5 protein-coding genes and 1 CRISPR repeat array are annotated in these 12,580 nt (G+C 68.9%); of the genes, 3 read left to right on the top strand and 2 right to left on the bottom strand.

The features are described 5' to 3' along the window. Positions 1–152: 152 nt before the first annotated feature. Positions 153–1,216 (top strand): IS630 family transposase gene (locus tag IEZ12_RS40865; protein WP_444542903.1). Its coding sequence is split into 2 segments (ribosomal slippage): positions 153–600 and positions 600–1,216, totalling 1,065 coding nucleotides; the frame shifts between segments, so codons are not numbered across the junction. A 311-nt stretch (positions 1,217–1,527) separates the two neighbouring features. Then, positions 1,528–2,048: direct repeats of the CRISPR family, unit length 24 nt; unit sequence CTGCTCCCCGCGCCCGCGGGGATG. A gap of 2,657 nt (positions 2,049–4,705) precedes the next feature. Further along, positions 4,706–4,849 (top strand): hypothetical protein, encoded by a 144-nt coding sequence (locus IEZ12_RS36445; RefSeq protein ID WP_189278583.1) that lies wholly within the window; start codon positions 4,706–4,708, stop codon positions 4,847–4,849. A gap of 445 nt (positions 4,850–5,294) precedes the next feature. Here IEZ12_RS36445 and IEZ12_RS36450 read toward each other — a convergent pair whose 3' ends face one another. Both IEZ12_RS36450 and IEZ12_RS36455 read right to left on the bottom strand, forming a co-directional pair. Then, positions 5,295–8,846, bottom strand: coding sequence for a DEAD/DEAH box helicase (locus IEZ12_RS36450; protein ID WP_189278585.1), 3,552 nt, complete (start codon positions 8,844–8,846; stop codon positions 5,295–5,297). Further along, positions 8,831–9,724, bottom strand: coding sequence for a hypothetical protein (locus IEZ12_RS36455; protein WP_189278587.1), 894 nt, complete (start codon positions 9,722–9,724; stop codon positions 8,831–8,833). Before IEZ12_RS36455 ends, IEZ12_RS36450 begins: the two co-directional genes overlap by 16 nt. A gap of 1,174 nt (positions 9,725–10,898) precedes the next feature. Between IEZ12_RS36455 and IEZ12_RS36460 the strand changes: the two genes are divergently transcribed. Next, entirely contained in the window at positions 10,899–12,053 is a 1,155-nt protein-coding gene (locus tag IEZ12_RS36460) for a methyltransferase domain-containing protein (RefSeq protein ID WP_229848677.1), read from the top strand. Positions 12,054–12,580 lie beyond the last annotated feature (527 nt).

The raw sequence follows: 12,580 nt of genomic DNA on the forward strand, positions 1-12,580 counted from the left end.
GCCGCCCGCCTCGCCGGCGAGGAGATCGCACCGCGCGGCCCCATCGAGACCGAAGCAGCCCGCCGCCTCGCCGACGATCTCAAGAACGAGTGATCACCCGATTACCCAACACTTTCTGACGGCGGGGGGACCGGTCCGGTAGCTCTCGGGGGGTGAGGTACGCGCAGGGTGGCGGCTTGACCGACGCCGAGAGGGCTGCTCGGGAGCGGGTTCGGCTGCAGGCCGTGGCCCGTTTCGAGGGCGGGGAGAAGAATCGGGAGATCGCTGCCGCGTTGCGGGTGTCGGAGCGGTCGGTGGAGCGCTGGCGCCGGCGGTGGCGGGAGGGCGGCGAGGCCGGGGTCCAGTCGAAGGGTTCTCCGGGTAGGCCGAAGCTGAGTGATGCGCAAGTGGCTCGGTTGGAGCGCGAGTTGGAGCGCAGCCCACTGGCGCATGGTTGGGAGGACCAGCGTTGGACGCTGGCCCGGATCAAGACGCTCATCGGGCGGATGTTCCACGTCAGCTACACCGTCGAGGGAACCTGGGCGCTGCTCAGGCGCCACGGCTGGTCGTGGCAGCAGCCGGCCAGGCGGGCGATCGAGCGGGACGACGCCGCCATCGAGCTGTGGAAGAAGGAGGTGTGGCCTCGGGTAAAAGCACCGCGGCGGCTCGAGGGGCCTGGATCGTCTTCGAGGACGAGGCCGGGCAGACTCTGAGACCGCCGCGTGCCAGAACCTGGGGCCGTGTGGGGCACACGCCAGTTGTGCGAGTCCGTGGCCGGGGATCCGGCCGAGTCTCCATAGCCGGGATGGCCTGCTACAAGACGGGCGCTCGTTCCCGGTTCATGTACGGGTTCCGCGTCCACCGGGGTCGCAAGGGCGAGCCCAAGGCGTTCACCTGGCAGGAGTACCGGGACCTGATCGTGCGGGCGCGTACTCAGCTCGGCGGTCCGATCGTGCTGGTCTGGGACAACTTGTCCGTGCACCTCGTGCCGCAGATGAAGGAGTTCATCACAGCGAACGAGCACTGGCTGACGGTCTTCCAACTTCCCTCGTACGCACCGGATCTCAACCCGCAGGAGGGCGTCTGGGCGCTGGTGAAACGCGGGCTCGGCAACCTCGCCGCGATCAACGTCGACCACCTGGCCAAGGCCGTCAAACGACGCCTCAAGAAGATCCAGTACCGTCCGCACCTGATCGACGGCTGCCTCGCAGGCGCCGGCCTGATCATGGACGGCTGACCACGACCAGGACCGACATCACGCATTCAAGTTCAGTATCAACGACTATCAGGGCGAACTCGTCCCGGGCGACAAGAAGGCCGTCCAGGACCGGATCGACAAGATGCTCAGCGCCGCCGAGGCCGGCGACACGCCGCTCGACGACCGATGGGACGCGATGCGCAAGATCGCAGAGATCCTGATCGCCGCCGCAGGACGCTAGCCTCTGCCGCATTGCTGACATCAACGCGACGCATCACGCCAGGTCATAGCCAACCCGGTCGGCTGAACACTCGGAAAACTCGACCCGGCTGAACCGCAGATAGCGGAGTCTGCTCCCCGCACGCGTGGGGATGGTCCCGGCCCCGGACACGGGGTTCCGGGGCCGTTTCCCTGCTCCCCGCACGCGTGGGGATGGTCCCTGCTGGAGCTCGGAAGACGCCTCGAGCTCATCGCTGCTCCCCGCACGCGTGGGGATGGTTCCGCGGGCTCCGGCATCTGCGGTCGGCCGGCGTCCTGCTCCCCGCACGCGCGGGGATGGTCCTGCGGCCGGGAGGCCGACGAGCACCGCCAGGACCTGCTCCCCGCGCCCGCGGGGATGGCCCCGCCGCAGGGCCCGCCCCCCAGCGGGAGATCGCCCGCCGCCTGCTCCCCGCGCCCGTGGGGATGGCCCCGAGAGGTCCGCCAGCTGCTGCACACCGCCGCTCTGCTCCCCGCGCCCGCGGGGATGATCCCACGCCCGGGTCGGGCTGCGGCGGGGCAGTCACCTGCTCCCCGCACGCGCGGGGATGGTCCCGGAATGCCGGGGTTCACCTCGATCTGGTGGGGCTGCTCCCCGCACGCGCGGGGATGGTTCCTCGAGTTGAGGATCCGTCGCCCGGTACAGCAACTGATCCTTGCACGCGGAGATCGTCTCGCCGTCAGAAGACTGTCGGGTACCTCGGCCGGCGGCTCCCCGTGACCACAGGCGTTGTACTGCCGTGGGAGCATCCACCCACGCGCCACTGCTCCTTGACACCTTCACCGCACCGCTGACCCGGAGGACGACGCCCCCGGCAGGGAAGAAAGCCGCTTATGTCCGAATTTCTGAAAGTGGGTCATTTCCGGGTCGACGGCGCGTAACACCGCAGGTCAACGAGTCTGCTCCCCGCATGCGCGGGGATGGTCCCCGAAAGGGTCCGGCGGGCGGCTGCCGGAGCGGCTGCTCCCCACACGCGCGGGGATGGTCCCGACGACGGCCTGGAAGTCGGGCCGGTCGGGCGCTGCTCCCCACACGCGCGGGGATGGTCCCGTCTGCTCCGAGTACCCCGCCGAAGAGATGATCTGCTCCCCACGCGCGCGGGGATGGTCCCCCGAACTCCAGCCCGACGACGACCAGATCCACCCTGCTCCCCACACGCGCGGGGATGGTCCCAACCCCGCCGAGACGCCGGGCGGCCGGGACTACTGCTCCCCGCACGCGCAGGGATGGTCCCGGCGCGTTGTGGATCTCGACTGCTGGCAGCACGTGCTCCCCGCACGCGCGGAGATGGTCCCACGTGGTGAGTGTCCCAATGAGGGCCATAGCCCTGCTCCCCGCACGCGCGGGATGACCCCAGCACCGACAGCTCCGCCTGGTCCAAGGCCAGCTGCTCCCCGCGCCCGCGGGGATGACCCCGACTGTGATCCGTCGCGCACGCCTGCCTGTAACTGCTCCCCGCGCCCGCGGGGATGGTCCCAGGGTTCGCGGGACGACGTTCTTGCCAGTCGTCTGCTCCCCGCACGCGCGGGGATGGTCCCGACCCGCACCGGGACGGCGAGGCTGTCGCCTTGTGCTCCCCGCGCCCGCGGGGGTGGTCCCAAGCGCGGGGGTGGTGGTGGCAGAAGGCGTGACTGCTCCCCTGCACGCGGGGATGATCCCGCGTCGGCGAGGCGGTCACCGGCACGCCGAAGTTGCTCCCCGCACGCGCAGGGATGATCCCGTCTTCGCCGGAGGCGGAGGGGGGACCTGCACCTGCTGCCCGCACGCGCGGGGATGATCCCTCGGCCTCTGCCCGGTCGCTGCCGGCACCGGTCTGCTCTCCGCCCGCGCGGGGATGGTCCCTGCTCCAGGTCCGCCAGCGGGATCGACGAGCCCTGCTTCCCGCGCCCGCGGGGATGGCCCCACGCACAGCTCGGACTTGGTGATGCTTTTGGCCTGCTCCCCGCGCCCGCGGGGATGGTCCCGTGTCGATGATCGTTCGGCTGATGCCGACCAGCTGCTCCCCGCGCCCGCGGGGATGACCCCTGGAAGTCGCCGGCCATCTCGACGGCGTGCTTCTGCTCCCCACACACGCGGGGATGACCCCGAGCTCACCGAGCTCAGGGGCGACGGCCAGGTCTGCTCCCCGCGCCCGCGGGGATGGTCGCACCCCGGGACCACCGTTAGGTTCTAACGGTGGCTGCTCCCCGCACGCGCGGGGATGGCCCCGACCAGCGCTTCCGCCACGACCAGGGCGTCAACTGCTCCCTGCGCCCGCGGGGATGACCCCCGCCCCGGGGCGAGTGCCGCCAGTGCTGGGACTGCTCCCCGCGCTCGCGGGGATGGTCCCGCCAAGCAGGGCCTGGTCTGGCTCGGCCGGGTGTGCTCCCCGCGCCCGCGGGGATGGTCCCCGGCCGTCGGCGACAGCGTCCAGGCCGAGCGGTTGCTCCCCGCGCCCGCGGGGATGGTCCCCCGCACGTACCGCTCCAGGCCGCTGCCGCGCTCTGCTACCCGTGCCCGCAGGGATGGTCCTGCACCGCGAAAGCTGCCGCGAAGGCCGACACACTGTTCCCCGTGCGCCGGGGATGGTCCCCAGCGAGGTGCAACCGTGTCCAGCATCATCGGCTGCTCCCCGCCCGCGCGGGGATGATCCCCCGACCGGCGCGGGCAAGTGGCAGCCGCAGCAGTGGTCCCCACGCCCGCGAGGATGGTTCCCAGCGCTTCGCCGCCGCCCGTGCGGCCGGCCGCCGCTCGCCGTGTACACGGGCGTCGTAGTGCCGTGGGAGCATCCACCCACGTGCTACTGCCCTTTGACACCTTCACAGCACAACTGAAGGGCGGCGCCATCGCGCTCGAACGGCGCCAGCCACGGGCCGGCCCGCACCGAAAGCATCCACAAGAAGAGAAAGATCGCTTATGTCCGACTCTCTGAAAGTGGGTCATTTCCCGGTCGACGGCGCGTAACACCGCAGGTCAACGAGCTGCTCCCCGTGCACGCGGGGATGGTCCTCGCCGTCCACGTCCCTACCGAGAGGTGCACCCGCTGCTCCCCGTGCACGCGGGGATGGTCCCCACAACGGCAGCCTCGTGGGAGAGCGTGGTCGCTGCTCCCCGTGCACGCGGGGATGGTCCCAGTCGGGACAGGACATCGGGCGCGAGGCCGGCCTGCTCCCCGCACGCGCGGGGATGATCCCACGTCGCCCAGGGCTGCGGGTTCGCGCGGGCCCTGCCCCAGGAAAGGCTCCTACGCTGAACACCGGCACCGCCAACCAATCCCGGAGGAAACCCTGATGGACAGTCAGCCTGCGATCGGCGCGCGCGAGGCCGTGATGCTTCTGCTCGCCGTCGCCGTCGTCTCGACCGCGCTGTTCGGCACCGACGAGAAGAGCCGACGAGCGTTCTCGCTGTTGGGCTGGCTCGACAAGCACTTCTAGCCGCCCACCGGGAGGCCGAGGCACCCGTTGCTCCCCGCCCGTGCGGGAATGGTCCCTACGGCCGCGGCCTGCTGCTCACCGGCCTGCCCTGCTCCCCGCAAGCGCGGGGATGGTCCCGTGTCGGGGCCGAGGATCGCGTGCCGCTCTTCGCTGCTCCCCGTGCGCGCGGGGATGGTCCCTCCCCCGCGGCCTCGGCATCACCACTGCCGGCCTGCTCCCCGTGCACGCGGGGATGGTCCTGCGACTTGAGAGGGGAGGGACCGGGCGGCGGTCTGCTCCCCGTGCACGCGGGGATGGTCCCGGTCCGATTGCCGACCAAGGTGGCGATGTCGGCTGCTCCCCGGCCGCGTGGGGATTGTCGCCAGCTCCTGGGCATTTTGGCTGCAGACCTGCTCTCCGTCTGCGCCACGATGGCGCGTCAGCTCATGCGGGACCAACTGCTGGGTCACTGTTCTGCTGCTGCGTGGCGCAGCAGCAGAGTGCTTCCGTTCAAGGACGCGTCGATCACAAGTCCGCTGCGCAGAACAGTAGCAAGATCGCTGTGGTCACTGGCGGCGATGCGGCCGCGGATGCCGTGTTGGTCGGTGACGAGGATTTCACTGGCAGGTTTGCTGTCGGTCCAGGTCAAGGTGACATTGGTCGGTGTAGTGGCCGGGTAGGTTTCGGCCGTCAGTTCGATGGTTCGCCCGGCCAGCAGTGCTCGCAGCGGGCTGCGGCGGCGCTTGCGGACGTACTCCAGGAGGTCATCGGTTTCCAGGGCGGTCGGCGTGTAGCGGTGTCGCCATCCGGGGAGGTGCTGGGAGGCCAGCCAGTTGGTGAGGTTGGTGTGGGGGATGTTCTCGGCTTCGGCCTGGCGGCCTATTCGATAGGCGAGGGTGCGGGAGCGGATGCCGTGGACGAGCAGGTTCAGTGCCTGATCGGTGTCGACGCCGTAGCGGATGCACCAGGCGGTGGTTGTACGCAGGCGTACCGGAGCGAGCTCGCTGGATAGTTGCTCGTTGACCATGTTGATGAGGGCGCCGATTGTCCAGGACAGGTAGTGCTCAAAGGTGATGCTGATGTTGGAGACAGCCTGCTCGAGTGCCCAGTCGATGTCCGCGTTCGGAAGCCATTGCCGGGCCATGGTCGGAATGGAGGCGCCTGAAACCCATGCGTTGATGGCAGTGACGAGATCGACGTCGACCGTCTGCCGGTTCCTTCCTCGGCGGCGGTCGTGGAACTGCCAGGCCTGCTCCCGCTCGGGCAGTTGCAGGAGGACTTCGTAGACCCTCTCTTCTTCGAGGATCCGGAGTGTCTGTGCCAGCGGCAGTTCCTCGGGTTCGATCTGAGACCACAGGTCGAAGTCGTTCATACCCGCCTCAATGGCCGACACGCGTCGGGCGACCCGGCGGGCGAGAGCGTCCAGCGTGCGGGCGCTCTGCAGGCTGGTTCCTGTGCTGGTCCACCGTCGTCGGGTGGACGGGTTTGCCGCGCTGTAGCGGGTCCTGGTGGCCTGTGCCAGGGCACGCCAGCGTTCCTGTTCGGACGCAGGAAGTTGCTGCATTGCCAGCAGGCGGTCAATCACGCCGAGTGGGTTGGGCATGCCAGCTTCGAGGTGTGCGTGGGCGTCGAGCACGAACCATACGAAGCTGATGAAGTCGGCCGCCATGCCCTGTGCTACCGCCAGAACACCGTCTGCACTTGCGGCGATTGCCAACTCAGCGGCCGCCAGTGCCTCCAGTGCGGCGTGATTGGCCAGGGCGGAACGGACATGCAAGTGATCGTTGCTGGGGGCGAACAGGTCGTAGTCCTCGGCGCCAATTTCGCGGTTGAGTGCGAGCAGGATCCACCCCTCGCTTTCCTGGCCGGCCCGCCCGGCCCGACCGACGGCGTTGAGCAGCCGGGCCGCATCGAGTCCCGGAGACCGGGAGGCATGATCGGAGGCTTGATCGTGGTCCAGGTCCGCCGTGATCAATACAGTGCGAACTGGAAGGTTGACGCCGTCGGTCAGTGTGCTCGTACTGGCCACAGCAAGGAGGCGCCCACCTCGAAGTCCGTCTTCGACTGCTGCCAAGACGTCCTCGGGCAGCGCTGCGTGGTGGAAGGCTACCCCTCGGCGGGTGCAGCGGATGAGGGGATGCTCCTCACCCAGCTGTTCGGCGAAGAGCTGCGCCAGCTCCACGGCCGGCTCGTGCTCGGGAAGGTGTTCTGTCATCGCGAGTGCCGTGGACTGAGCCCGGTCTCGGGTGCCGGCAACGACGAGCATTGCGCCTGCGGGCAGCAGCAGGGTCGCGGCTGCGGCGAACATCTTGTACGCGGCCGTGCTTTTGCCCTTGTCCTTCTCGCACTCCCTCAGGCTGTGCTCCTCCCGATGCTTGAGGACGAGCTCACCGACTTGGGTGGTCGACAGTTGAATGGGTGTCATTGACTCCGTAGGACGCAGGCTGATGGCAACCGACAAGGGGACGGTGGTCTGCCATGGCCAGTCTGCCGACCGCCGCCGTGTGGTGGCTTTCTCATCCCAGGATGCCGTGGTGGACAGCAGGCCGTGCAGACGCCGTGGTCCGCGCCACGCGGAGGTGAACAGGACTTCGGGCGCGCCAGGGGAGAGCCAGGTGGCTAGCGCGGCACCGTTGCCGACCGCCGCCGAGAGCAGGACCAGGCGGGGAGCATCGGGATAGGTCTGACAGAACGCCAGCAGCCCTTCCAGGATGAACCCGCGCCTTCCTTGGGCCATGTGATGGGCCTCGTCTACCACGATCAGGGTCACGTCCTGCAACGCCTGTTCTGGGTCGTTTCGCAGGGCGTGCATCAGTTGCTCGGGAGTGATGACCTCGACGTCTGCGGGTTCATCGTCCTCACCGAAGAGATGCCACGAACCGGGGAAGTCCGGAATGTCTGCACCCATTTCCCGGTCCAGGACCCGCAGCCGTTCACGTAGGGAACGTCGCATCTCCCGCGTCAGACTTCGCAGCGGCGATACGTAGATGACGCGTCCAGGCACAGAGGCCAGATGCGAGCACATGATCAGTTGCGAGATCAGGCTCTTGCCGGCGCTGGTGGGGACGCTCACCAGGAGCCGGCCCGTTGCTGGATCCAGCGGATTGGCGGCGCCCCGGCTGAGAAGCTCTCGCTGGGGCTGCCACAAGGTCAACACTGGCGGTGCCGTCAGGGTGAAGGCCTGGGCGACGGCCTGTCGGCCGTCGGGCGGCAGCAACTCGTACAAGCTTCCTGCGCGGAGCTCGCCCAGCAGCCGAAGCAGGTGGGCCGCGACCCACTGCGCGTTGACGTCGCCTCGCCCGCTGCGACCGCTCACCACGCGCTCGAGAGCCTCCTCAGCGCGCCGAAGGCGATCACGTGCACCGAAAACGAGATAGTTCGTCAGGTCCGCAACGGCGTTCACCACGTCCTGGGTCGGCCCGAACAACGTACTTTCCAGGTGGTCCAGACCGAGAAGATCCTGCAGCTCCTCCAGCTGACGGCGCCAGTGCCGCAACAGCTCCCACAGCCGTCCGGTGTCAAAACCGAGAAACGCAACCCCGGCCTCGAGGGAGAGTGTCTCGATGGCATCCAGTGCCGCCAGCGGCCCCTCGTCCAAGTCCAGTCTCAACGGATCTGGTCCATGGCACAGGTTGGTTACCCGACGCCAGACCGCTGTGGCGTTCGGCTCCTGGTCACAGCGTCGGTAGCCGATCTGCGCACCGAAAGCCAACGACAGGCGCTCGGAGGCTGGCCTCTGCTCATCAGCAAGCGCCAAGTCGAAAATGTGAGCGCTGACGGCGAATGCCTGCCTCTGCCGCACTGGGCTGTAGAGCTCGGCAGCCTCCGGGAGCGCCGCAACGCCGTGCAGGTACCAGGCGGTGCGCAGCACCGCCTGGTCGACCTCGAACCTGTTCATCATCGCGCGCACTTCTATGCTGGCGATGAGTCGCATCAGCTCCTCGGGAGTTGGCAGCGTTGAAGTGCGCAGCGAGCCCAGGGCAACCTGCAGGACAGGCAGACTCAGAGTGCGCTCCACAGGTGCTCCTTCACCAGGTCGGCGAACTTCGCGAAGTCCTGAACTGCAACGATCAGCCCTTGCAGCTGTCCTGGGTGTCGGTGATCCGGCAGGTAGTTGGACACCTGAGTGAAGGCGCTTCGCTTGGGCAACGAGGCGGTGTTGGTGGACACGCTCACGCCGGCACCGCCGCTGGGATCCGCCTGGATCCACAACTCCACAAGCTGGGACATCAGTTGGCCGACGTCGCCCGGCTCGTCCGCATGCGAGCTGCAGAGCTTGGCCAGGTACTCAAGGCCGCGATCTTTGAGCTGGGAGGCAGCATCGGTGATCGTCCCGCTGACGGACCCCGTGCCGGTGAACTTCTTGATCTCCCAAAGACGGAACAGAAGAGAGGCGTCTGGCTCTCCGGCCAGCCGATGGACGACAAAGCCGTCCCCGCCGCCCTCGGTCACGCTCCAGCTCGGTGGTTCCAAGAACGCAACTGTCCGGCCGGACGTGTCCTCTTCCCGCATGAACAGATACCAGAGCCATTCACCAACGTGCCCTGGCACATGGTCCGCAGCATTGGATGGGTTCGTCGGCAGTCCGAATACCGGCTTCACGCAGACCGAGACCCGTGAGACCCCGACCTGATCGAGTGGCTTGCCTGTAGCGACCGCGGTTCGCCACAAGTCATACGCGGTCGAGCGACCGGAGCGGTGCCGCATGATGGCGTTCGCGACGATCCAGGCCACCGCCGCCCGCTCCTGAGTTCCTTCCGGAGCCAACGTGACCAGATGCCATGGGCAAGACGCGTCCTGAGCCTGAGGGGTTCGTGTGAAGAACGGGGACACCTGGTGCCGCATCGCGTCGGCCAGCGCATCCGCCCGTGCAATGTCGTCGACAGTGATCGCCACGGATGTTCGAACCCCCTGAGCCGTGAGACACGGATCATCTCACGCGAGCACTTCACAACCGGAGCCCTTGGCCCTCACACATACCGACCCCGGGCAAAGGCACAGCTGTTGTTCCTTCACCTGCGGGATGTTCTCGCAGTGATCGCTTGATGGCTAGCGCTGTCGGCAACTGAGATGTCCGCTCGTGTCACACCGCCGTGGGATCATCCACCCGCGTGCTGCTGCTCGTTGACATCTCCGCAGCGCAGTCCAAGGGTGGTGCCACCGTGCTCGAGCGGCGCCTGCCACGGGCCGGCCCGCACCGGAAGCATCCGCAAGGAGAGAAAGATCGCTGATGTCCGATTCTCTGAAAGTGGGTCATTTCCCGGTCGACGGCGCGTAACACCGCAGGTCAACGAGGCTGCTCCCCGCGCCCGCGGGGATGACCCCAACTGCGGTCGGGAGGCGGTGAGTTGGGTCGGCTGCTCCCCGCGCCCGCGGGGATGGCCCCGCGAAGGCCCAGTCAGACGGCTCCGTGTCAATCTGCTCCCCGTGCACGCGGGGATGGTCCCTTCGCCGGGTCCACCACGAAGTGGTTCTCGACCTGCCCCCGGCCCCCGCGGGGATGGTCCCGGCACGGCGCTCGGGTCTCGATCCGGCATCCAGCTGCTCCCCGCACGCGCGGGGATGGTCCCTGTGGGCGGCGACCGCGTGTTGAGCAGGGTGCCTGCTCCCCGCACGCGCGGGGATGACCCCGTGTCGGGGCCGAGGATCGCGTGCCGCTCTTCGCTGCTCCCCGCACGCGCGGGGATGCTTCCACGATCATCCGCATGGAGACCAGCACTCAGGCCTGCTCCCCGCACGCGTGGGGGTCTGCCGTGGGTCGCGGGCATGATCGGCCACGCGTTCAGCTGTCCTCCCGCGCGAGCGGGGATGGTCATCTGAGGTCGGCCTGGGTCAATCGGGTGCGCTCACCGAGCACTCTCGTGCGCCCTTCCGCACTCGGCACAGGGGCGGGACGATGGCACCCGGCCGGAGTCGGTCCGGCCGGGCATCGGGGAGGAGAGGTCATGGGCGAGCACGAGAAGCCGACACCGGATCCAGGGACGGGGACGCCCCCGCCGGGCAACGCGGACGGCAAGGTCGACAAGCCTCAGCCGGGCACCGGCAAGCACAAGAAGTAGGGGGAAGCACGGTGACCGCGGTCGACAACACCACCAGCCTGTCCGCAGACGTGTGGCGGCAGCTCCTCGACACGGAGATGGCGCGCACCGGACAGTGGCCGGAGCGCTCGCCGTGGATCCGCCCCGCGGTTGCCGCACTTCCCCGCGACCTGTTCGCACCCGGCCGTCTGTGGGACTGGGACGGCCACGCCTGGCAGCCCGTCGACCACGACACCGCCCCCGGGCGATGGCTGGAACTGCTCTACGGCCACCCGAGCCGGCCCGCGGTCACTCAGATCACCGACAACCTGCCATCCTCCAGCCTGTCCGCGCCGGCCGTCGTTGTCGACATGCTCGACTCGCTGCTGCTGGAACCCGGCCATCGCGTCCTGGAACTCGGCACCGGCACCGCATGGAACGCCGCGCTGCTCGCCCACCGCGCCGGGCCCGGCAAGGTGACCTCGATCGAGGTCGACTCCGCCCTCTCCGCAGTCGGAGCCTCCCGCCTACGGGCTGCGGGCCTGGACGTGCGCGTGCAGGGGGGTGACGGCGGCTCAGGTCTGCCCGGTGGCGCCCTGTTCGACCGCGTCATCGCCACCTACGCCGTCGAACGGATTCCATGGTCATGGATCGAACAGACTGTGCCCGGCGGGCGCCTGGTCGTGCCATGGGGCCGCCTCGGCCACGTCGCCCTCACCGTCGCCGACGACCACAGGACCGCGACCGGCTGGCTCCAGGGCCTGGCCCAGTTCATGCCCGACCGGACCAGCACTGCCGTCGGCGCCCCGGCCCGCGGCTTCGCCGACATCCGCCGCGGCACGCCACCGGGTCCCGAGCGGCGCATCGATCGGGATCCGGCCGAACTCGAGGACTGGGACCTGTTGTTCCACCTGCGGGTCGCCCTCCCCGACATCCGGGTGGAGACCGCGGTCGACGAGGACGGGGTGTCGGCGTGGATCCACGACGGCGTCTCGTCCTGGGCGACGCTGTCGTCCACCCCCGACGGCGTGTTCGTCCACCAGGGCGGCCCCCGCCGCCTCGCCGACGAGATCGGCGCCGCCAGGGACGAATGGGCCGGGCTCGGCCGGCCGGAGGTGTACGACTACGGCATGACCGTCACCCCCTACGAGCAATGGACGTGGTTCGGCGCCCCGGACACCGGACCACGCTGGCCCACACCAGCCTGACCCCACACCAGGGACGGCTCCACCGGCACGTACGAACGGGCCCCGCCCACCTGCACAAGCCGGGACGGACAACTGCTCCCCGTGTCGGCGGGGATGGTCCCGACACCGTCATGACCACCGGGGCGACGGAGTGCTGCTCCCCGCACGCGCGGGGGAGGGCCCCACACCGTCCGGAGCGCCCGGCCACGGCCCGGCAGCTGCTCCCCGTGCACAGGGGCGTCGTACTGCCATGGGAGCATCCACCCACGCGCCACTGCTCCTTGACACCTTCACCGCACCGCTGACCCGGAGGACGACGCCCCCGGTAGGGAAGAAAGCCGTTTATGTCCGAATTTCGGAAAGTAGCGGATTCTCGTACCACTCGCGCCCAACACCCCAGGTCAACAAGACTGCTCCCCGCGCCCGCGGGGATGACCCCCACGACGAGGCCGGCACCGGTCGTCACCGAAACTGCTCCCCGCGCCCGCGGGGATGACCCCCGCTGCACGGCCAGCGACGCCACGTCCTGCTGCTGCTCCCCGCGCCCG

It is taken from the genome of Kitasatospora griseola (assembly GCF_014648555.1).
GTDB classification, from domain to species: domain Bacteria; phylum Actinomycetota; class Actinomycetes; order Streptomycetales; family Streptomycetaceae; genus Kitasatospora; species Kitasatospora griseola.